The sequence below is a fragment of the Variovorax atrisoli genome, from assembly GCF_014195185.1.
GTDB lineage: Bacteria > Pseudomonadota > Gammaproteobacteria > Burkholderiales > Burkholderiaceae_C > Variovorax > Variovorax atrisoli.
Window position 1 is genome coordinate 61,118 of record NZ_JACIBG010000005.1, and the last position, 21,063, is coordinate 82,180.

Annotated in this window: 21 protein-coding genes; 10 read left to right on the plus strand and 11 right to left on the minus strand. The window is 69.5% G+C overall.

Annotated features, from left to right (window positions below; genetic code table 11):
- Positions 1–3 precede the first annotated feature (3 nt).
- The 3 genes from FHY06_RS18075 to FHY06_RS18085 are packed head-to-tail and all read right to left on the minus strand — an operon-like array spanning position 4 to position 3,948.
- Positions 4–1,389 (minus strand): L-serine ammonia-lyase, encoded by a 1,386-nt coding sequence (locus FHY06_RS18075; protein WP_184606177.1) that lies wholly within the window; start codon positions 1,387–1,389, stop codon positions 4–6.
- Positions 1,386–2,576, minus strand: coding sequence for a M20 aminoacylase family protein (locus FHY06_RS18080; RefSeq protein WP_184605954.1), 1,191 nt, complete (start codon positions 2,574–2,576; stop codon positions 1,386–1,388). Before FHY06_RS18080 ends, FHY06_RS18075 begins: the two co-directional genes overlap by 4 nt.
- Before the next feature lie 25 nt (positions 2,577–2,601).
- Positions 2,602–3,948, minus strand: coding sequence for a DUF3100 domain-containing protein (locus tag FHY06_RS18085; protein ID WP_184605955.1), 1,347 nt, complete (start codon positions 3,946–3,948; stop codon positions 2,602–2,604).
- A gap of 131 nt (positions 3,949–4,079) precedes the next feature.
- On the opposite strand from FHY06_RS18085, the gene FHY06_RS18090 reads away from it, so the two are divergent.
- Positions 4,080–5,009: a LysR family transcriptional regulator gene (locus tag FHY06_RS18090; RefSeq protein WP_019653520.1), complete on the plus strand. Its 930-nt coding sequence runs from the start codon at positions 4,080–4,082 to the stop codon at positions 5,007–5,009.
- 2 nt (positions 5,010–5,011) lie between these two features.
- Positions 5,012–5,527 (plus strand): CopD family protein, encoded by a 516-nt coding sequence (locus FHY06_RS18095; RefSeq protein ID WP_260310506.1) that lies wholly within the window; start codon positions 5,012–5,014, stop codon positions 5,525–5,527.
- A 60-nt stretch (positions 5,528–5,587) separates the two neighbouring features.
- Here FHY06_RS18095 and FHY06_RS18100 read toward each other — a convergent pair whose 3' ends face one another.
- The 4 genes from FHY06_RS18100 to FHY06_RS18115 form a co-directional block, all read right to left on the minus strand.
- Positions 5,588–6,001: an organic hydroperoxide resistance protein gene (locus FHY06_RS18100; RefSeq protein WP_184605956.1), complete on the minus strand. Its 414-nt coding sequence runs from the start codon at positions 5,999–6,001 to the stop codon at positions 5,588–5,590.
- A gap of 222 nt (positions 6,002–6,223) precedes the next feature.
- Complete coding sequence (locus tag FHY06_RS18105; protein WP_020722997.1) at positions 6,224–6,655, minus strand: VOC family protein; 432 nt, start codon at positions 6,653–6,655, stop codon at positions 6,224–6,226.
- A gap of 28 nt (positions 6,656–6,683) precedes the next feature.
- Entirely contained in the window at positions 6,684–7,919 is a 1,236-nt protein-coding gene (locus FHY06_RS18110; protein WP_132756042.1) for a CaiB/BaiF CoA transferase family protein, read from the minus strand.
- A gap of 5 nt (positions 7,920–7,924) precedes the next feature.
- Positions 7,925–9,124 carry an acyl-CoA dehydrogenase gene (locus FHY06_RS18115; protein WP_145759413.1) on the minus strand — a complete coding sequence of 400 codons (1,200 nt, stop codon included), beginning with the start codon at positions 9,122–9,124 and terminating at the stop codon, positions 7,925–7,927.
- 186 nt (positions 9,125–9,310) lie between these two features.
- Here FHY06_RS18115 and FHY06_RS18120 point away from each other — a divergent pair, with 186 nt between their 5' ends.
- Positions 9,311–10,252, plus strand: a complete 942-nt coding sequence (locus FHY06_RS18120) for a LysR substrate-binding domain-containing protein (protein WP_145759414.1) — start codon at positions 9,311–9,313, stop codon at positions 10,250–10,252.
- Here FHY06_RS18120 and FHY06_RS18125 read toward each other — a convergent pair.
- A complete protein-coding gene (locus tag FHY06_RS18125; RefSeq protein ID WP_019653528.1) occupies positions 10,176–10,994 on the minus strand; it encodes a zeta toxin family protein in 819 nt (272 codons plus the stop codon). The two genes, FHY06_RS18120 and FHY06_RS18125, sit on opposite strands and share 77 nt — an antisense overlap.
- Complete coding sequence (locus tag FHY06_RS18130; protein ID WP_019653529.1) at positions 10,991–11,338, minus strand: hypothetical protein; 348 nt, start codon at positions 11,336–11,338, stop codon at positions 10,991–10,993. The genes FHY06_RS18125 and FHY06_RS18130 overlap by 4 nt, the downstream gene beginning before the upstream one ends.
- Before the next feature lie 129 nt (positions 11,339–11,467).
- Here FHY06_RS18130 and FHY06_RS18135 point away from each other — a divergent pair, with 129 nt between their 5' ends.
- Both FHY06_RS18135 and FHY06_RS18140 read left to right on the plus strand, forming a co-directional pair.
- Positions 11,468–12,184 (plus strand): 2OG-Fe(II) oxygenase, encoded by a 717-nt coding sequence (locus tag FHY06_RS18135; protein WP_184605957.1) that lies wholly within the window; start codon positions 11,468–11,470, stop codon positions 12,182–12,184.
- A gap of 228 nt (positions 12,185–12,412) precedes the next feature.
- Positions 12,413–14,368, plus strand: a complete 1,956-nt coding sequence (locus tag FHY06_RS18140) for an adenylate/guanylate cyclase domain-containing protein (RefSeq protein ID WP_019653531.1) — start codon at positions 12,413–12,415, stop codon at positions 14,366–14,368.
- Positions 14,369–14,373: 5 nt separating this feature from the next.
- Here the strand turns inward: FHY06_RS18140 and FHY06_RS18145 are convergent, their stop codons facing one another.
- Together FHY06_RS18145 and FHY06_RS18150 are read right to left on the minus strand one after the other, a co-directional pair.
- The gene (locus FHY06_RS18145) at positions 14,374–14,817 is read right to left on the minus strand and encodes a YbaY family lipoprotein (protein ID WP_019653532.1); all 444 of its coding nucleotides are present in this window, start codon (positions 14,815–14,817) and stop codon (positions 14,374–14,376) included.
- A gap of 8 nt (positions 14,818–14,825) precedes the next feature.
- Positions 14,826–16,820: an acetoacetate--CoA ligase gene (locus FHY06_RS18150; protein ID WP_184605958.1), complete on the minus strand. Its 1,995-nt coding sequence runs from the start codon at positions 16,818–16,820 to the stop codon at positions 14,826–14,828.
- Positions 16,821–16,921: 101 nt separating this feature from the next.
- On the opposite strand from FHY06_RS18150, the gene FHY06_RS18155 reads away from it, so the two are divergent.
- The 5 genes from FHY06_RS18155 to FHY06_RS18175 are packed head-to-tail and all read left to right on the plus strand — an operon-like array spanning position 16,922 to position 21,014.
- On the plus strand, positions 16,922–17,674 hold the full coding sequence (locus FHY06_RS18155; RefSeq protein ID WP_184605959.1) for a TetR/AcrR family transcriptional regulator: 753 nt from the start codon (positions 16,922–16,924) through the stop codon (positions 17,672–17,674).
- The gene (locus FHY06_RS18160) at positions 17,671–18,615 is read left to right on the plus strand and encodes an ABC transporter substrate-binding protein (protein ID WP_019653535.1); all 945 of its coding nucleotides are present in this window, start codon (positions 17,671–17,673) and stop codon (positions 18,613–18,615) included. The genes FHY06_RS18155 and FHY06_RS18160 overlap by 4 nt, the downstream gene beginning before the upstream one ends.
- Positions 18,612–19,469: an ABC transporter ATP-binding protein gene (locus FHY06_RS18165; protein WP_311733707.1), complete on the plus strand. Its 858-nt coding sequence runs from the start codon at positions 18,612–18,614 to the stop codon at positions 19,467–19,469. The genes FHY06_RS18160 and FHY06_RS18165 overlap by 4 nt, the downstream gene beginning before the upstream one ends.
- Positions 19,462–20,232: an ABC transporter permease gene (locus FHY06_RS18170; protein WP_019653537.1), complete on the plus strand. Its 771-nt coding sequence runs from the start codon at positions 19,462–19,464 to the stop codon at positions 20,230–20,232. Before FHY06_RS18165 ends, FHY06_RS18170 begins: the two co-directional genes overlap by 8 nt.
- Entirely contained in the window at positions 20,229–21,014 is a 786-nt protein-coding gene (locus FHY06_RS18175) for an ABC transporter permease (protein WP_019653538.1), read from the plus strand. Before FHY06_RS18170 ends, FHY06_RS18175 begins: the two co-directional genes overlap by 4 nt.
- Positions 21,015–21,063: the final 49 nt, after the last annotated feature.

Sequence of the window (21,063 nt, forward strand, 5' to 3'; positions counted from 1 at the left end):
CGCTCAGCACTCCACCACGTTCACCGCGAGGCCGCCGAGCGAGGTCTCCTTGTAGGTCGCCTTCATGTCCTCGCCGGTCTGCTTCATGGTGCGGATCACCGCGTCGAGCGACACGTAGTGGCTGCCGTCGCCGCGCAGCGCCATGCGCGCCGCGTTGATGGCCTTCACCGCGCCCATCGCGTTGCGCTCCACGCAGGGAATCTGCACCATGCCGCCGACCGGGTCGCAGGTGAGTCCGAGGTTGTGCTCCATGCCGATCTCGGCCGCGTTCTCGACCTGCGCCGGCGTGGCGCCGAGCACCGCTGCCAGCGCACCGGCCGCCATCGAGCAGGCCACGCCCACCTCGCCCTGGCAGCCGACCTCGGCGCCCGAGATCGAGGCATTGGTCTTGTAGAGCATGCCGATGGCCGCGGCGGTGAGCAGGAAGTCGACGATGCCCTCGTCGTTCGCCTGCGGCACGAAGCGCTGGTAGTAGTGCATCACGGCGGGCACCACGCCGGCCGCGCCGTTGGTGGGCGCGGTGACCACGCGGCCGCCGGCGGCGTTCTCCTCGTTCACCGCCATCGCGAAGGCGTTGACCCAGTCCATCGCCGCGAGCGGATCGGCGGCTCCGGCCTGCGCGAGCAGTTCGCGGTGCAGCTCCGGCGCGCGGCGGCGCATGCGCAGCGGGCCGGGCAGCGATTGCGCGGCCAGCGGGTTGTCGATGCCGAAGCCGCGCTGCACGCACTGCTGCATCACCTGCCAGACGCGCAGCAGCCCCGCGCGCACTTCGGCTTCGGGACGCCACGTGCATTCGTTGCGCATGACGAGCGCGGCCACGGAGAGGCCGTTCTCGCGGCACTGCGCCATCAGCTCGTCCCCGGTGGCGAAGGGATGCGGCACGGCGGCCGCCGCAGCCACAGTCTGCGCCACGGCCTGCCCGCCCTCGACCACGAAACCGCCGCCGACCGAGAAGTACGTGCCCTCGGCCAGCGTGGCGCCATCGGCCGCGAAGGCGGTGAAGCGCATCGCGTTGGGATGTTCGGGCAGCGACTCCTCGCCCTTGAAGGCGATGTCTCTCACGCGGTCGAAGTCGATGGACGTGGAGCCCAGCAGCTCGAGACGACCGGTGCGGCGCAGCGCCTCCAGCCGGGGCTGCACGGTCTCGGGCCGCACGGTGTCGGGCGCGTCGCCGAAGAGGCCGAGGATCACCCCCTGGTCGGTCGCGTGCCCGTGGCCGGTGGCGCCGAGCGAGCCGAACAGGTCGACCTGCAGCCGCGCCACCTGCGCGAGCAGGCCGCGCCGCTCGAGCGACTGCGCGAACATCAGCGCCGCGCGCATCGGCCCCACGGTGTGCGAGCTGGAGGGGCCGATGCCGATCTTGAAGATGTCGAAGGCGGAGAGCATCAGCGCATCATGCCCTCATCTGCCGATGCGGGAAGCTGCTGCCTGACCAGTGCCACCCAGTAGGCGGCGCCCAGCGGCAGGATGTTGTCGTTGAAGTCGTAGTACGGGTTGTGCACGTTCGGATCGTTCGGGCCCTCGCCCGCGCCGATGCCGATGTAGGCGCCGGGGCGCTTCTGCAGCATGAAGGCGAAGTCTTCCGAGCCCATGGCGGGCGGGATGTCGGTGTGCACCTGGGCAAGCTCCACCAGGCTGGCAGCCGCGGCGATGGCGGCGTCGGTCTCGGCGGGCGTGTTGACCACGCCGGGGTAGCCGCGGCGGTAGTCGAGCGCCACCTTCGCACCGTGCGTGGCGGCCACGCCGTCGCAGATCTGCTGCATGGCGGCCTGGGTCTTGTCCTGGATCTCCGGATCGAGCGTGCGCACGGTGCCGCGCAGCACCACGGTCTCGGGGATCACGTTCCAAGTGTCGCCGCCATGGATCTGCGTGACGCTCACCACGGCCGAGTCGGTCGCGCCGGTGCGGCGGCTCACGATGGTCTGCAATGCGTTGACGAGCTGCGCCGAGACCACCACCGAGTCGATGCCGGTCTCGGGCATGGCGCCGTGGCTGCCCTTGCCGGTGACGACGATCTCGAAGGTGTCGAGAAACGCCGTCATCGTGCCCTTGCGGATCGCGAACTGGCCGCGCGGCAGGCCGGGGAAGTTGTGCATGCCGTAGACGGCATCGGCCGGGAACTGCTCGAACAGGCCCTCGTCCACCATCACGCGGCCGCCGCCTTCGTTCTCCTCGGCGGGCTGGAACACGAAGTGCACCGTGCCCTTGAAGGGCTTGTGGCGCGAGAGATGCTCGGCCGCGCCCAGCAGCATCGCGGTGTGGCCGTCGTGGCCGCAGGCGTGCATCTTGCCGGCGCACTTGGAGGCGTGCGGCTGCGTGCCGAGCTCCTGCATGTTGAGCGCGTCGAGGTCGGCGCGCAGCGCGATGCTCGGGCCCTCGCCGTTCTTCAGCGTGCCGACCACGCCGGTGCCGGCCAGGCCGCGGTGCACGGGCAGGCCCATCAGCATCAGCGCGTTGGCGACGACGTTGGCGGTGCGGTGCTCCTCGAAGGCGGTCTCGGGATTGGCGTGGATGTCGCGGCGCCAGGCCAGCATGCGGGCACGGGTGTCTTCGGCGATTTCGGGGTCGCGGTACATGGTGTTGATCTCTCGTGGGACGGGGTCAATGGAAGAATTCGGCAATCACGGTGGCGCCGAGGAAGGTGCCGGCCGTGGCGGTGAGCGACACCACCACGATGCGCCAGCCCAGCTGGCGGAACACCGGCATGTCCTTCGCAACCGAGAAGCCGGCCAGCGCGAGCACCGGCGTGGTGAAGGCCAGGAAGTTGAGCTTGGCGGTGATCGCGATCAGCGCGTCGGAGAACGGGAACAGCCCCGGGATGCCGGCCACCGTGGCCACCACCGACAGCACCAGCACCATCGGCAGGCGCGGCACCAGGCGCTTGATGCCCTCGACGATCAGCGCGATCAACGCGACAGCCGCCAGGCCTTCGAGCGACACCAGCACCGGCACCTTGTAGGTCAGCGAGTTGCCGATGAGCACGCCGCCGCTGACCACCGCCCAGGCGATGAGCGTGTCGCGCAGCGGCAGCGCCCCGCCGTGGCCGACGCTGACCTGCGACACGGCGCCCGTGCCGGCGTCCTGCGCGCCGCGCTTCGAGAAGCGGCCCAGAACCGGCTCCAGCTTGCCGTAGAGCCACGAGCACAGCGGCAGCGACAGGAACAGCGTGAAATAGAAGCCCACCACCGTCGTCAGCAGGTTCGACGCGGCGGCGATGGCGGTGAGCTGCGGCAGCATCTCGGCCGGCTGCTGCGCCGCGATGGCGCCCAGCGCCGCCGCCATCAGGCTGCCGGAGCCCACGCCGGCGCCCATGGCCAGCGAGCGCGGATCGAAGATGTGCAGGCTGGCGACGAAGCCCGCCAGCACCGCGATGAAGAGCGCGCCCAGCACGGTGCCGGTGATGTATTCGGCCAGCACGCCGCGGCCCTCGGGCGAGGCCATGCCGTACTTCTCGCCGATGATCACGAGGTTGCCCTCGCGGCCCACAGAGAAGGTGGCGCCCACCGCCTCGCGCTTGATGCCCAGCAGCAGCGCCAGCGGCAGGCCCAGCGCCAGGGTGCCGAGCGCATGGCCGAACTCCTGGAACAGCAGCGCCCAGCCGGCCTCCTTCACCTGCGGCAGCGCGGCGCCGACCGTGAGGCCCAGCTTCACCACGAACAGCAGCAGGCCCGCGTTCAGCAGGCCGCCCGCGAAGGACTGCTCGGCCGTCGCCACCCGCACCACGCCCGGCACGCGGCGATGCGCGATGCCCCACGCGGCCGCGATCAGCAGCGCCCACAGCATCGGCAGCAGCGCCACCTTGCCCGGGCCGACGCTGAACTGCACCGGGCCGATGAGCTCGGCCGCCGCCACGACGGCCAGGGTGACGAGCGCGAGCCGGAGTTTTCCGGAAGCCGACGACGAAGCGCCGGGAGCGAGCGAAGTGGGGGTGGAAGCAGCGGATGTCATCGGTTGGGGCATCGTGTGGCGCAGCGGCGGCTGCGGGCTGCCGGGAAGTTTCGGATCGCCTGCCTCTTGCATCAATGGCCGCGAATCGGGATATTCGTTGCATTGAATGCAACACTCAGGAGACGAAGGCCATGGACGACAGGCTCGACACGCGCCGCGTGCGCTACTTCATGCAGGTGCTGGAGAGCGGCTCCGTGCGCGGCGCCGCCGAGGTGCTCGACATGGACCCCTCGGCCGTGAGCCGCGCCATCGGCATCCTCGAACAGGAGTGCGGCCTGCCGCTGCTGGAGCGCCACGGTCGCGGCGTGGTGCCCACGGACGCGGGCCAGATGCTGGCCGGCTACGTGCGCCGCCAGAACAGCCAGAAGCAGCACCTGATGGCGCAGCTCGACAGCATCCGCAAGATCGAGCGCGGCCACATCGACATCGTGGCCGGCGAGGGCTACGTGGACTGGCTCATGCGCCACAGCCTGCGCGACTTCATGACCTCGCACCCGAAGATCACCATCGACCTCGACGTGGCCAGCACCGACGAGATCGTGCAGCGGGTGGTGGAGGAGCGCGCCCACGTCGGCCTGCTGTTCCAGCCGCCCAAGGACGATCGGCTGACCTCGCACCAGTCGCACCCGCAGCCGATCCAGGCCATGGTGCTGCGCTCGCACCCGCTGGCGCAGCTCGACCGGCCGCTGACGCTCGCCGACCTGCAGCCCCACCCGGGCGCCACGCTGCACCGCAACTTCGGCGTGCGCCAGCACATCGAGGCCGCCGAGATCAGCGAGGGCGTGCGCCTGCCCTCGCTGCTGACCACCACCTCGTTCAGCGCGCTGGGGCATTTCGTCTCGGCGGGCCTGGGCTATGCGCTGGGCACGCGCATCTCGCTCACGCCGAACGCGAGCAACCCCGATCTGGTGGAACTGCCGATGAAGAACCCGCTGCTGTCGCAGGGCCGCTCGCACATCGTGTCGCGCCACGGACGCATGCTCTCGCCCGCCGCGTCGGAGCTGCTGCGGCAGGTGGTGGCGGACATGCGGCGCTTCGCGGAGACCAAGCCTTCCGAATGACGATGAAGGGCTTCGTTTGCGCGCCGGGGCCCTTCGGTGTTCTGATCGGGCCCAACATGCTCTACGTCACCGCCCTCTTCGTCCACCTGCTGTGCGCCGCCTTCTGGGTCGGCGGCATGGCGACCATGCACTTCGCCGTGCGCCCCTCGGCCGTCGCCACGCTCGAACAGCCGCCGCAGCGCCTGCGCATGATGGCCGCGACGCTCAGGCGCTTCTTCGTCGGCGTGGATGCTTCCGTCACGCTGCTCTTCGCGACCGGCGTGGCGATGATCCTTGCCGGCGGCGGCTTCCGCGGCCTGCACTGGCGCATCGAGGCCATGATGAGCATCGCGATCGTGATGGCCGCCATCTACACCTACATCCGCGCCTCGGTGTTCAGGGCGATGCGCCGCGCGGTGGATGAAAGCGCCTGGCCGGTGGCTGCCGCGCGGCTGAACACGGTGCGCAAGCTGGTGACGGTGAACCTTGCGCTGGGCGTCGTGGTCTTCGGCGTGGCGACCATCGGGCGCGCGGGCTGAACGGGCCCGGGGCTGTCGAGCAGCCGCGAGCCCGCGTCGTCGATACGGCCGGCGGCCCGCTCAGACCAGGTTGAGCTCCACGTCGATGTTGCCGCGCGTGAGCTTCGAGTAGGGGCAGGTCTGGTGCGCGGTGTCGACCACGGCGCGCGCGGTCTCGCGGTCCAGGCCGGGCAGGCTCACGTTCAGGCGTGCCTGCAGGAAGTACTGGCTCTCTTCGAGCACGAGGTCGACCTCGGCATCCACCGACAGGTCGGCCGGCAGCTTGACCTTCAGCGTGCCCGCGGCCTTGCCCATCGCGCCGATGAAGCACGCCGACCAGCCCGCTGCGAACAGCTGCTCGGGGTTGGTGCCGGTGCCGTTGCCGCCGGGGGGCGAGAGCTGGATGTCCAGGTGGCCGTCGCTGCTGCGCGATGCGCCGAGGCGGCCGCCGGTGGTGTGGGTCTTGCCGGTGTAGAGGACTTGCTTGTCGGTCATGGTGGTTCCTTGGATGGAAGGTGATTCGGAATGAGGCCCGGTTGTCGAAGGCCCCGTCGCTTCGTGCGATGTGCGTCGGAAGCGATGCAGGAATTACATCGACGGGCTGTATCCACGATGTGTCGAACCACCTGCCGATTTGCATGCCCGTGTGTCCGCAGCGCCATGCAGACACAGTGGCGTACAAATCTCCGGACGGAGGGAATCAGGAAGAAGGAAGGCTCAGGCCGCCGGGCCCTTGAGCTCGACGGTGTTGCCGTCGGGGTCGGCGACGTAGATCGAGGGCCCGTTGCCCTCCGCGCCGAAGTTGTTCTGCACCTCGCCGTTCACCGCGACGCCATGCTCGGCCATCAGCGTGCGGATGACGGCTTCGTCGAAGGGCTCGATGCGCAGGCAGACGTGATCGACGTTGCGGCCTTCCGCACCGGCGAGCGCCCCGCCCTGCCGGCCCAGCGGGCCGTCGTGCGTGACGAGGTCGATCAGGCTGGTGCCCGCGCGCAGGTGCACGAGCCCCAGGTCGTCGCGGCGCTTCTCGACGGCGCAGCCCAGCACGCCGCGATAGAAGGCGATGGAACGCTCGGCATCCTTCACGCGCAGCACGACGTGGTCGATGCGCAGTACCGAGAAAGCGGGCATGGGCATCGGGCTGACCATGGCCTCTTCCTTCTTTTCTCTTTCGTCTTCAGACCACGCCGGCCGACCGCAAGGCCTCGAAGCGGGCCGTGTCGATGCCCATCTCCGCCAGCACCTCCTGCGTGTGCTGGCCCAGCGCCGGCGGTGCATGGCGCAGCACGGGCGGCGTGGCCGAGAGGCGCAGCGGGCTCGCCACGCCGGTGATGCTGGCGATGCCGTCGCCCGCATCGCGCGGCAGCGTGACCGCGAGGCCCCGCGCCTTGACCTGCGCGTCGTCGAAGGCCTGCGCGATGTCGTTGATCGGGCCGCAGGGCACGGCCTTGTCCTCGAGCAGCGTGACCCACGCGGCGGTGGTGCGGGTGCGCGTGAGCTCTTCCATCATCGGGATCAGCACGCCGCGGTGCTTCACGCGCAGCGTGTTGGTGGCGAAGCGCGCGTCGGTCGCCCACTCGGGGTGGCCGCCGGCCTCGCAGAAGCGCGCGAACTGGCCGTTGTTGCCGATGGCCAGCAGCATCGCGCCGTCTTGCGTCGGGAAGTCCTGATAGGGCGCCAGGCTCGGGTGCGTGTTGCCCTGGCGCCCGGGCGCCTTGCCGGTGTTGAGGAAGGCGCTCGCCTGGTTGGCGAGGATGGCCATGCCCACGTCGAGCAGCGCCATGTCGATGTGCTGGCCCTCGCCGGTGCGCTCGCGCACCTGCAGCGCGGCCAGGATGGCGGTGCTGGCGTAGACGCCGGTGAACAGGTCGGTCAGCGCCACGCCCACGCGCAGCGGGCCGCCGCCGGGCACGTCGTCAGGGCGGCCGGTGATGCTCATCATGCCGGTCATGGCCTGGATCATCAGGTCGTAGCCCGCGCGCTCGGCGTACGGGCCGTCGTGGCCGAAGCCGGTCACGCTGCAGTAGATGAGGCGCGGGTTGGCCGCGCGCAGGCTTTCATGGTCGAGGCCGTACTGCCTGAGGCCGCCGGTCTTGAAGTTCTCCACCACGATGTCGGCCTGCGCCGCCATCTGCTTCAGAAGCGCCTGCCCGTCGGGCGTGGCCATGTCGACCGTGACCGAGCGCTTGTTGCGGTTGCAGGCGGTGAAGTAGCTGGCCTGGTCGGTGTCGTTGCCGTTCGCGTCCTTGACGAAGGGCGGGCCCCAGGTGCGCGTGTCGTCCCCGACGCCGGGGCGCTCGATCTTGACGACGTCGGCGCCCAGGTCCGCAAGGATCTGCGTGCACCACGGGCCCGCGAGCACGCGGGACAGATCGAGGACCTTGATGCCGTCGAGTGCTGCGGGCTTGGTCATGCGGCTCAGTTGGCGAAAGCTGCGATGCCGGTGATGGCACGGCCCAGGATGAGCGCGTGGATGTCGTGCGTGCCTTCGTAGGTATTGACCACTTCGAGGTTCACCAGGTGGCGGGCCACGCCGAACTCGTCGCTGATGCCGTTGCCGCCCATCATGTCGCGCGCCATGCGGGCGATGTCGAGCGCCTTGCCGCAGTTGTTGCGCTTCATGATCGAGGTGATCTCGACCGCGGCGATGCCTTCGTCCTTCATGCGGCCCAGGCGCAGGCTGCCCTGCAGGCCCAGCGTGATCTCGGTCTGCATGTCGGCCAGCTTCTTCTGGATGAGCTGGTTGGCGGCCAGCGGGCGGCCGAACTGCTTGCGGTCCAGCGTGTACTGGCGGGCGCGGTGCCAGCAGTCTTCGGCGGCGCCGAGCGCGCCCCACGAGATGCCGTAGCGGGCGCTGTTGAGGCAGGTGAAGGGACCCTTCAGGCCCTGCACTTCGGGGAAGGCGTTCTCCTCGGGGCAGAACACGCCGTCCATCACGATCTCGCCGGTGATGCTGGCGCGCAGGCCGACCTTGCCGTGGATGGCGGGGGCGCTCAGGCCCTTCATGCCCTTCTCGAGCACGAAGCCGCGGATCGGGCCGACGGCGCCGCTCTCGCTGACTTCCTTGGCCCACACCACGAACACGTCGGCGATGGGCGAGTTGCTGATCCACATCTTGGAGCCGGTGAGCGAGTAGCCGCCGGGAACCTTCTTGGCGCGCGTGGCCATGCTGCCGGGGTCGGAGCCGTGGTCGGGCTCGGTCAGGCCGAAGCAGCCGATCCATTCGCCGGTGGCGAGCTTGGGCAGGAACTTCTGCTTCTGCGCCTCGGAGCCGAATTCGAAGATCGGCACCATCACCAGCGAGCTCTGCACGCTGGCCATCGAGCGGTAGCCCGAGTCGACGCGCTCGACTTCGCGGGCGATCAGGCCGTAGGCCACGTAGTTGAGGCCGGGGCCGCCGTACTGCTCGGGGATGGTCGGGCCCAGCAGGCCGAGGGCGCCCATCTCGCGGAAGATGGCCGGATCGGTCTCGCCGGTGCGGAAGCCTTCGAGCACGCGGGGAGCCAGGCGCTCCTGGCAGTAGGCATTGGCCGCGTCGCGGATCATGCGTTCTTCATCGGTCAGCTGCTGGTCGAGAAGAAGGGGGTCGTCCCAGTGGAATTGCGCTTTGGCGGCCATGTGGCTGTCTCCGGAAAAGGGGGAGGAAAAGGAAAAGAGGGGAATCAGGCGATGCTAGCCACGCACCGGCCATGACGCAAACGAGGATTCCGCACCCAGATATGCGTTCGTAGAATGTCTTGCAAGATGTTCGGGCGACTCCTCCATTGACGAGCCGTCGAGTCCATACATACAGCCGAGGCATACATGCGCCGCAAGATCCCTCCCCTGCAGACCCTGGTGTGCTTCGACGCCGCCGCGCGCCACGAGAGCTACACGCGCGCCGCGCAGGAACTCGCCCTCACACAGAGCGCGGTGTCGCGCCAGATCGGCACGCTCGAAGGCTTCCTGGGCGTGGCGCTCTTTCGCCGCACGCGGCACGGCGTGGCGCTCACGGCCAGCGGCGCGGCCTATGCGCGGCAGATCAGCAAGCGGCTCGAAGCGATGGAGCGCGACACGCTCGACGCCATGGCGCACCAGGGCGAAGGCGGCTCGCTCTCGCTGGCGGCCGTGCCCACCTTCGCCACCCGCTGGCTGATGCCGCGCCTGAAAGGCTTCGCGGCGCTGCAGCCCGACGTGGTGGTGCACATCGAGACGCGCACCCGCCCCTTTCTCTTCGCCGACGCGGAGTTCGACGCCGCGCTCTATGCCGGCACGCCCGCGCAGGTCGAGAACTGGGCCGGCACGCGCGCGCTGCTGCTGATGCACGAGGACGTGGTGCCGGTGTGCAGCCCCGCGCTGCTGCCGCGCGGCAAGGCCGTGACGCCTGCCGCCATCGCCAAGATGCCGCTGCTGCAGCAGAGCACGCGCCCCGACGGCTGGCGCCAGTGGTTCGATGCGCAGCGCGTGGACGCACCCAACGCGCGCGGAGGCCCGCGCTACGAGCTCTTCTCCATCCTGGCCGCGGCAGCCTCGCACGGGCTCGGCGTGGCGCTGATGCCGACGATGCTGGTGGCCGACGAACTCGCGCGCGGCGAGCTGGTGGTGGCCTGCGCGCGGCCGCTCTCGGGCGAGCGCAACTACTACCTCGTGACGCCCGAGCGTGCCGACCAGCGGCCGCTCTTGAAGTTCTTCAGCGACTGGCTGCTGGAGCAGGCGCGGCAGCCGGGGGCGACGCCTTCTTCGGCTGCGAGACGCGCTGCGGCCTGAACGGCCCTGCGACCTTCTCCAGCCATGGGTCGCAGACGGCACGCAGTTCCGGATCGACGTCGAACTGCGGATCGCGCGCGTCGAACAGCACCGACTTCTTCGCCTGCGCGCGCACCAGCGAGAAGGCGTCCTTCTGCGATCGGCTGTTGTCGAACATCAGCGTCATGTTGGCGATCTGCGCAGCGTGGCCGACTGCCGCCTGCGTGCGGGGAAAACGCTCGATGAGCTTCCTGCGGTCCACGTCGTGACCGCCCTGCTGCTTGCGCGTGCTCACGCGGAAGACCGACATGTCCACCGACACCAGCCCCACGAAGAGCAGCACGACGAAGTAGCCCGCCTCCTGCATCGCGCGGATGTCGTCGGCCTTCGACTCGTGGCCGCCGCCGGGCAGCGGCTTCCAGTGCGAGAACACGGTCTCGAAGGCGAAGGGCATGCGCTGGTCCATCACCAGGCTCTTGAAGGCGCGCACGCCCTTCTGCGAGAGGATCTGCCAGCGCTCGTCGTCGTCGCGCAGGCGCTGGGCCCACGGCGGGATGTGTCCGGTGGAAGGGTCGGCGTCGGGCAGGATGGACATCATCATCCGGTCGGCGTTGACCAGCGGCAGGCGCAGCGAGGGCGCCAGGCGCGAATACCAGAGCGTCGATTTGCCGGAGCCGTTGTGGCCGGCCAGCACGAAGGCCACCGGACGCGGGCCCTGGGTCTGCTCCAGCAGCTTCTCGAGCTTCGGCGGCCGGCTGCTCACGCCTTGCTCGCGCGGAACCTGCCGTCGACCATGCGGCCGATCACCTTGGTGCCGTCGGCCGCCTCGCGCACGATCTTGCTCGGGTCGGGCGGATAGGCCGAGTACGCATACACCTTGGCCGCGTTGGGCCCGCGGAAGACCACCGACCTGTCGATGCCCGGCTTGCCCAGCGCACGGGCCGCCTTCTTCATGAGCACGGTGGTGTTGTCCTCGGGCCGCACCTGCGGACGCGGTGTCTTGCCGACCTTGACCAGCGCCATGCCGCGCCCGAGCACGGCCACCGGTCGGCCCTGCACCAGTTGCTCCGGAGAGCTGTCGCGCGCAGCGGTTTTTTGTCTTGCCATGGGGGGATGATCGCTCAAAACCGGCGCCTGCCGGCGCCCTGCCCTGCAAAGCCCGCGATGCCAGCCGGTGCGAAAAGCCGCGTCCGGAAACGGCGAGCCGTGATGCGCGGAAGCGGCAACACTGCAGGCATGACAGCAACTCCCGCCTCCCTGGTCGAACAGCTCGACTGGCCCCGCATCGAAGCCGACATCGCCGCGCGCGGCTGCGCCGCCACCGGCACCGCGCTCTTCACCCCGACCGAATGCGCGGCACTCGTGGCCATGTACGACCGGCCCCGCCATTTCCGCAGCCGCGTGGTGATGCAGCGCCACGGCTTCGGCCAGGGCGAGTACCAGTACTTCGCCTATCCGCTGCCGCCGAAGCTGGCAGCCTGGCGCAGCGCGCTTTACGAGCGCCTCGCACCGCTGGCCAACGCCTGGGCGGCGGCGATGGGCCAGCCTGCCGACTATCCGGCGCAGCACGATGCCTACCTCGCGCGCTGCCATGCGGCAGGCCAGGAGCGCCCCACCCCGCTGCTGCTGCGCTACGGCGAAGGCGACTACAACTGCCTGCACCAGGACCTGTACGGCGACCTGCAGTTCCCGCTGCAGCTCACGGTGCTGCTGAGCGAGCCGGGGCGCGACTTCGCCGGCGGCGAGTTCGTGCTGACCGAGCAGCGCCCGCGCATGCAGTCGCGCGCGGAGGTGGTGTCGCTCACGCAGGGCGAGGCGGTGATCTTCGCGGTCAACCAGAGGCCCATGGCCGGCACGCGCGGCAGCTATCGCGTGACGATGCGCCACGGTGTGAGCCGCGTGCGGTCGGGACGCCGGCACACGCTGGGCATCATCTTCCACGACGCGCGCTGACGCGCCCTCCTCCTGCAGCTTTCCCGGCAGTTCTCCTGCACCGGTCTATACAGGGCCGTGCCATCCTGGGACTGGGCAGTCCCGCGCGGCAGGCCGAAGTGGAGCGAAAATCACGGCCGTTTCCGCGCAGCCACGGACTCCGGCACCACGATCGGGGCCATGGGCCTGGCGGAAGCCGGCCCGCAGCCTCGGTGCTGCGGGTGCGTCGAGTGGTCGCCAGGGAGCTGTATGAACAAGAACTCGTCCGGGAATCCGGAAGCGACGGGAAAGCCGTCGATCGAATCCGCCAGGGGCGCGTCGCCGCCCGCGGCCGCGCTCGTCACACCCGCGGGGCGCTCGCGGCGCTTCAGGGTCGACGTGGGCACCATCGTGAGCGCAGTGGCGCTGGCGCAGTCGCTGCTGCTGGTGTCGCTGGGCTACTGGGGCTCGCAGAGGCTGGTCTCGCGCATCGGCGTGTCGGCGCACAAGTCCAACCACGACCGTACCGAAGACAAGGTGCTGGCCTTCCTGCACAAGGCGGAGTCGGTCATCAACGCGGTGGGCACCGCCCCCAGCCTGCAGCCGGCGGGCGAGCAATCGGAACGAACGGCGGAGCTGCTCTGGACGCTGCTGCAGCAGTCGCCCGAGCTCGACAGCATCTACGTGAGCAACGAGAAGGGCCGGATGCTGATGGCCCTGCGCTACCCGGTGCCGGCCATGCGCCACATCGAGCTCGGCGACGGCTTCACCACCGAGACCTGGCAATACAAGCTGCCGCTGGACGCCGAGGCCGACGCCCAGCAGCGCTACGCCACGCAGCACATCGCCTCCCGGCGCACCGACTACAACCCGACGCAGCGCGGCTGGTTCCTGCAAGCACGCAAGGCGGGCGGGCCGGTCTGGACGCAGCCCTACGTGTTCGCCGCGGCGCAGGAGCTCGGCGTGACCTACGCGCTGCCGAGCCAGCGCCGTTATCCGGACAACAGCCCGCAGGCGCTGGTGGTCGCGGGCGACGTGTCGCTCGGGCGGCTCTCGGAGTTCGTGCGCCAGTTCAGCAGCGACGGCTACGGCGACAGCGCACTGCTGAGCGCCGACTTCAACGTGCTCGCGCGCAGCGACCTGCCCGGCGTGCTGCACAAGCTGGAGCCGCCCAGCGGCGTGCTCGGCGCACTGCATGCGCACATGGTGACGGCCGGCACCGCGGGCGGCGGCAACGACACCGCGTTCTCCTTCACCTACGAAGGCCGCCGCTACCTCGTGCAGACATCGCGCATTCCGAGCACCGGCTGGCAGCTCGTGAGCTGGGTGCCCGAGGACATGCTGCTCGGCGACCTGCATCGCGCGGTGCTGTGGAGCCTGGGGCTGGCGGTGGCCTTTCTCGCGGTCGCGCTGTTCATGTCGCTGAAGCTCTCGAAGCTGGTGACCGCGCCGGTGGAGAACCTCTCGCACATCGCACGGCGAATCGGCCTGCTGGAGCTCGACAACCTGCCGCGCGAGCCGAGCCGCGTGCTCGAGATCCAGCACCTCGACCAGGCACTCGACGACTCGGCGCGCAGCCTCAAGGCCTTCAGCAAGTTCGTGCCGGTGGACATCATCAACCAGTTGATCGACGAAGGCCACGCGCTCGGTCCTTCAGGTTCGCCGCGGCGCGTGACGGTGATGTTCACCGACGTGGAGGGCTTCACCTCGATCTCGGAATCGCTGGACGCCGACGTGCTGGTGGGCATGCTTACCGAATACTTCAACCTCGCGACCGGCGTGTTCGCGCGGCACGGCGGCGTGGTCGACAAGTTCATCGGCGACGGCATCATGGTGCTGTGGGGCGCCCCTTCGGACCTGAAGGACGCGGAATACAAGGCCTGCCTGGCCGCGCTCGAACTGCACGTGGAGATGGACGAGCTCAACCGCAGGTGGGCCGAACGCGGCCTGCCCGAGTTCCGCACCCGCATGGGCATCCACACGGGCACGGTGATCGCCGGGGTGCTGGGCTCGAACGACCGGCTCTCATACACCGCGTTCGGCGATGCGATCAACGTGGCGAGCCGCATCGAGGGCATCAACAAGCAGCTGGGCACGCTGGCGCTGATGTCCGAGACCACCTACGCCGGCCTCGAAGGCCGGCTGCATACGCGGCGCATCGAGGAGCAGATCGAGCTGCGCGGCCGGCAGACGCGCATGGTGCTCTACGAGCTGGTGATGTCCTGAGGCGCCTAGCGCGGCGCCTGGGCGATGCGCACCAGCACGAGGTCGGCGCTGGTGGCGCCGCCCTGCGTGAGCACCGGGTACTGCGTGTCGTTGATGAAGAGGAGCTGCTCGCCGCGCGTGATGCGCGCCGACACCGCATAGCGCATGCGCGGATCGATGCGCGCGGCGTCCACCTTCAGCTCGTAGGCGAAGGGCACCTGTTTGCCATTCGCCTTGATGCGCTGCTCGGCGAGCACCTTCGAAGGCGCATCCATGAGCGATACGTCGAGCAGCTGCACCACGATGTCGGCTGCAGGGTCGAGCGCGATGCGTTCGCGGTAGGTGACCGTGCCGGTCACGCGCAGCTGCGCGGTGCCGCCGGCTGCCGGCGACGAGGGCACTGCGCAGGCGCTCAGCAGCGAGGCGCCCGCGATGGCGGAGAACATGAGGAGGCTGGTGCGTCTTTTCATCCGACGCATTATGCGGAGGCACGCTGCGCGGCGAAGGCCACGTACCAATCGAGACTCCCGGGGTTCGCCATTGCTTCACGGTTGACAACCTTTTCGATCGGCTGGCCCAGCAGCAGCTTCTTGATCGGCAGCTCCTGCTTCTTGCCCGAGAGCGTGCGCGGTATCTCGGCCACCTGGAAGATATCGTTGGGCACGAAGCGCGGCGACAGCGATGTCTTGATGGCGCTGTCGATCTTCGCGCGCATGGCATCGTCGAGCGCCACGCCGGGGCGCAGCACCACGAACAGCGGCATGTAGCTGTCGCGGCCCAGGTATTCGAGGTCGACCACCATCGAGTCGAGCACCTCGGGCAGGCCCTCGACGGCGCTGTAGATCTCGCTGGTGCCCATGCGCAGGCCCTGGCGGTTGATGGTGGCGTCGCTGCGGCCGTAGATGATGCAGCCGCCGTCCTCGCCGATCCTGATCCAGTCGCCGTGGCGCCAGACCCCGGGGTAGGTGTCGAAGTAGCTCGACACGTAGCGCGCGTTGCCCTCGTCACCCCAGAAATACAGCGGCATCGACGGAATGGCCTTGGTGCAGACCAACTCGCCGACCTCGCCGATCACAGGCTGCCCCTGCTCGTTCCAGGCCTCGACCGAATGGCCAAGCTCGCGGCACTGCATTTGTCCGGGCACCTCGGGCAGGTCGCGGTTGCCGCCGACGAAGGCGCCGCAGAAATCGGTGCCGCCGGAGATGTTGCACCACCACACCTCCTTCGAGCCCGCATCGAGGATCTGCCTCGAGCCCCAGCGCTGCACTTCCTCGGGCAGCGGCGAGCCGGTGCTGCCCAGGGCACGCACGCGCGAGAGATCGCCGCACTCCTTCGCGACGAGCCCGGCCTTCATGCAGTTGGTGAAATAGGCCGCGCCCGCGCCGAAGAAGGTGACCTTGTGGCGCGCCACGAAGCGCCACAGCACGCCCCAGTCGGGCTTCTCCTTGCTGCCCGCCGGATTGCCGTCGTAGATGCAGATGGTGGCGCCGAAGGCCATGCCCGACAGCTGCGAGTTCCACATGACCCAGCCGGTGGAGCTGAACCAGTGGTAGCGCTCGCCGAAGTTGTTGGCGCCGTAGCTCGCCCCCACGTCGTTGTGCAGCCCGCAGGCGTGCATCGTGAGGATGATGCCGCCCTGCCCGTGCACGATGGGCTTGGGCAGGCCGGTGGTACCGCTCGAATAGACGATCCAGATCGGGTGGTCGAACGGCAGCCACTCGGGCTCGAAGGCGGCGACCTCGGCGTCGTCGCGCGCGATGGCCTGCGTCCATTCGACATCGTGCAGCACAGCATCGGCTGCATAGGGCGACTTCACGAGCAGCAGCTTCTGCACGCTGGGCAGCTGGCCGCGCAGCTCCCGAAGCACCGCGCTGCGGTCCAGCGGCTTGCCGCCGTAGTGCACGCCGTCGACGGCGATCAGCACCTTCGGCTCGATCTGCCTGAAGCGGTCGGCCACGGCGGCCGTGCCCATGTCGGGCGCACACACGCTCCAGATCGCGCCGATGCTGGAGCATGCGAGAAAGGCCACCATGGTCTCGGGCACGTTGGGCATGTAGGCCGCGACGCGGTCGCCGCGCTTCACGCCCAGCGACTTCAGCGTGAGCGCCACCGAAGCCACCTGCCGGCGCATCTCGGGCCAGGACATCTCGCGCACCTGTCCCAGTTCGTTGTCGCTCACGATGGCGGGCATGCCTGCCGCATGGGCCGCATCGACGTGGCGCAGCACCTCGCGTGCGTAGTTGACCTGTGCGCCGGGGAACCAGCGTGCACCGGGCATGCGCGATTCGGCGAGCACCGCGGTGTGCGGCGTGGGCGATTCGATGCGGGCGTAGTCCCAGATGCTCTGCCAGAAGGCGTCGAGCTCGGTGACGGACCAGCGCCAGAGGGCGTCGTAGCTGTCGAATGCGAGGCCGCGCGTCTCGCGCAGCCAGTCCTGGTAGAGGCGGATCTGGGGGATGTTGGGAGCGGGCATTGCACGAGCGTAGCGCCGCGAACGACCGTGCTCAATGAGGGTTGACCTCAGGGTTTGTACGCGTGTTCAATGTTTTTGTACAAGCGTTCAATACGCCCCCGATGAGCACCCGCACACCCACCGCAAAGCGCCAGGTCTCGCGCGCACCGGCACAGGCCGCCGCCGCAGTCGCCATCGAGACTGCACGGCCCGACCGCAAGCAGGCGATCCTGCTGGCGGCCGAGAAGCTCTTTTCGCAGCACGGCTACCACGTGGTGACGATCCGCCAGATCGCCGAGGAGGCCGGCGTGCCGCTGGCGCTGGTGGGCTACTACTACGGCCAGAAGCACGAACTCTTCCACGCGATCTTCGAGCACTGGGGACACTCCATCGAGGCCCGGCTGGCGGGCCTGGCCGAGGTGGACATCGACCCCGACGACGCGCGCACGCTGCCGCGCATCATCGACGCCTTCACCGCGCCCGTGCTGGCGCTGCGCGCGAGCGCCGAGGGCGAGTACTACGCGCTGCTGGTGGCGCGCGAGCTCTACCACGCCACCGAGGAAGCCGACCGCGTGCTGCGCGCCTACTTCGACCCGCTGGCCGAGGCCTACATCGACGCGCTGCACCTCGCGATGCCGCACGCCACGCGCAGCCAGGCCGCCTGGGGCTACCAGTTCGCGCTGGGTTCGCTGCTGCACCACCTGAACGACAGCCGCATCGAACGGCTCTCGCGCGGCGAGAACACGCGCGCCGACCCGGCGGTGGCCCCGATGCTGGTGAACTTCATCGTCGGCGGACTGCGTGCGGCGCTGCCGCGTCCGAAGGCCGCCAAGCCGTCGCAGAGGAAAACCATACCCAGGAGACAGAAGACATGATGAAACGACGCACCCTGCTGTCGGCGCTCGCCGCGGCGTCGGCTGCCGCAGCGCTGCCTTCGCGCGCACAGTCCACCACGAAGATCGTGTTCGGCTACACGGCCGTGACCGACTTCGCATCGGTGTTCGTGGCCGCCGAGGAGGGCTACTTCAAGAAGCGAAGCCTCGACGTGGAGCTGAAGTTCATTCCGCTGAACTCGACCATCCCGGCGGCGCTGCAGTCCGATTCGCTGCAGATCGGCGGGCCCACGCCCTCGGTGTTCCTGCAGGCGGTGGACGGCGGCCTCGACCTGGTGCTCGTGGCCGGCGGCGGCCTCACCTCGAAGACCATCACCGGCTTCGGCCTGGTGGCGCGCGCGGGCTCGGGCATCAAGAGCGCGCAGGACTGCGTGGGCAAGAAGATCGGCGTGCCCGGCCTGGGCGCCTTCCTGCACGTGACCTTCCGCGCATGGCTGAAGGACAGCGGCGTGGATTACCGCAAGGTCAACTTCGTCGAAGCCGCGTTCCCGCAGCATGCCGACCTGCTGCGCGGCGGTTCGGTCGACGCGGTGGTGTCGGCCGATCCGTTCATGAGCCGCATCACGGAGAGTGGCGCCGGCTACGTGGCCTCGTATTACTCGACCTTCCTGCCCGAGAACAACCAGACGATCGTGCACGCTGCCAAGCGCGAGTGGGTGGCGAAGAACCCGGCGGCGGCGCGCGCCTTCCGCGAGGCGCTGGTGGAAGCCGCCGCGTTCATGCAGCAGCCGAAGAACGACGCCAAGGTGCGCGCATCCATCGGCAAGTACATCAAGCTGCCGCCCGACGTGCTCGCCAAGGTGCAGGTCTCGCCGCCCGGCCCCGTGGTGACCGACAAGCAGCTTTCCTACTGGACCGGGCTGATGAAGGAGCAGGAGATGCTCAAGACGAACATCGACGTCGCGAAGCTGGTGGCGAAGTGATCGCAACGCCTGCCCCGCTCACCGCGCGCGCTGCGTTGCAGCCGGGCGCCTTCCACGCGCCGGCCGGCACCGCGGCGCAGGCCGTGCCCTTCCTGCGCTTCGACGGCGTGACCATCCGCCTCGGCGGGCGCGAGATCCTTTCGCCGACATCCTTCGACGTGGCGCGCGGCGAGTTCGTCTGCATCGTCGGCCCCAGCGGCTGCGGCAAGACCACGCTGCTGCGCGCGGCCAGCGGACTGGTCACGGCCAGCGCGGGCGAGGTGCGGCGCAACGGCGTGAAGATGACTGAGCCCTCGCGCGAAGTGGCCTTCGTGTTCCAGGACTACGGCCGCGCCCTGCTGCCCTGGCGCACGGTGGAAGGCAACGTGAGCCTTGCGCTGGAAGCGGCCGGCGTGCCTGCCGCGCAGCGCGCACCGCGCATCGCCGACGTGCTCGGCAAGGTCGGTCTCGCGAAGCACGCGCACAAGTTCCCGGTGCAGCTGTCGGGCGGCATGCAGCAGCGCGCGCAGATCGCCCGCTGCCTCGCGCAGAGGCCCGAACTGATGATGATGGACGAGCCCTTCGGCGCGCTCGACGCGCTCACGCGCCAGAGCCTGCAGGACGAGCTCGCGCGGCTGGTGCGCGAGGACGGGCTCACCGTGCTCTTCGTCACGCACGACCTGGAGGAAGCCATCTACCTCGGCGACCGCGTGATCGCGCTGCAGGCCAACCCGGGGCCGGGCCGGCCCAGCCTCGCGCGGATGATCGACGTGAAGATTCCGCGCCCGCGCGACCAGCTCTCGACCAAGGAGCATCCGGAATACCTGCACCTGCGCCGCGAGCTCTTCGCTTTCATCGAGCAGGGCCATGACTGAGAGCCGCCTCTTGCGCTGGCTGCGGCCGTGGGTGTTTCCCGTGGTGCTCGTCGGCGCCTTCGAGTGGTATGCGCGGCGCGCGGCGGCTCTCGGCAGCGACGCGCTCGCGCCGCCCACCGCCGCGGCGAAGGCTTTCGCCGGCGCCGCCATGGACGGCTCGCTCTGGACGGCCACCGGCTTCACGCTCGGCACCGCCGCGCTCGGCCTGCTGCTGGGCGCAATGCTCGGCATCGCGCTGGGCGTGGTGCTCGGGCTCTCGCGCCGCGCGGCGCAGCTCGGCTCGGTCTCCATCGAAGTGCTTCGGCCCGTGCCTTCGGTCGCGCTGATTCCGCTGGCAATGCTGGGCTTCGGATTCGGCGTGCGCATGGAGCTGGCCATCGTCGCGTTCGCCACCTTCTGGCCGCTGCTGGTGCTGGTGCAGGCGGCGGTGCAGCAGGTGGAGCCGCGCCTGCTCGAGGTCAGCCGCGTGCTGGGGCTTTCGGCGCGCGAGCGTGCCTTCAAGATCGTGCTGCCGGCCATCGTGCCGCGCCTGTTCGTCGCGCTGCGCCTGGGCGTGGCGGTCGCGCTGGTGGTGGCGGTGACGGTGGAGATCGCGGCCAACCCCAACGGCATGGGCTACGCGATGATGATCGCGCAGCAGAGCTTCGACCCGGCGCTGATGCTGGCCTGGCTGGGCTGGATCGGCATCGTGGGCTTCGTGGTCAACGCCAGCATGCTGATGCTGCAGCGCGCGGTGTCGCGGCGCATGGGGGTGCTGTCATGAGCGACAGCCGCATCGGCCTCTACAGGGTCGGCTCGCTGGGCGTGCTGCTCGTGCTCGTCGCGCTGTGGTGGATCGCGAGCAACGCCGGCTGGGTGAGCCGCGTGTTCCTGCCGACCCCGCAGGCCACCTTCGCGAGCCTGCTCGAAGGGCTGAATCTCTCGGGAAGCGGCAATGGCAGCGGCGAGCTGCTCGGCTTCACGCGGGCCACGGTGGGCCGGATGATCGAAGGCTGGCTGCTGGCTTCGCTCTTCGGCGTGCTGCTCGGCGCGGCCATCGGCGTGTCGCCGTCGGTGCGCGCATGGGTGCAGCCCACGCTCGAGTTCATCCGCCCCCTGCCCGCCTCCGCGCTGCTGCCGCTGGCCATCTCCATCTTCGGGCTGAACCCGGGCATGGTGCTTTTCGTGGTCGCCTTCGGTGCGATGTGGCCGGTGCTGCTGGCCACGGTGCACGGCTTCGCAGCGGTGGAGCCACGCCTTTCGGAAGTGGCGCGCTGCCTGCAGATGTCGCGCGCGGCGTACATCTGGAAGATGGGCCTGCCCAACGCGATGCCAGACATCCTCGCGGGCATGCGGCTCGCGCTGACCATCGCGCTGATCGTCGCGGTGGTGGGCGAAATGATCGCCTCGCAAAGCGGCCTGGGCCAGGCCATCCTGCTGGCCGCGCGCGCCTTCCGTGCGAGCGACCTGTTCGCCGGCATCGTGCTGCTGGGGCTGATCGGCTTCGCCAGCAATGCGCTGCTGGCCTTTGCAGAACGGCGGTTGCTGCGGTGGCAGCGGCCTTAGGAGCGGGAACTCCGAGCTTCCGGACGCGGAGGGCGCGAAAGGAAGACCG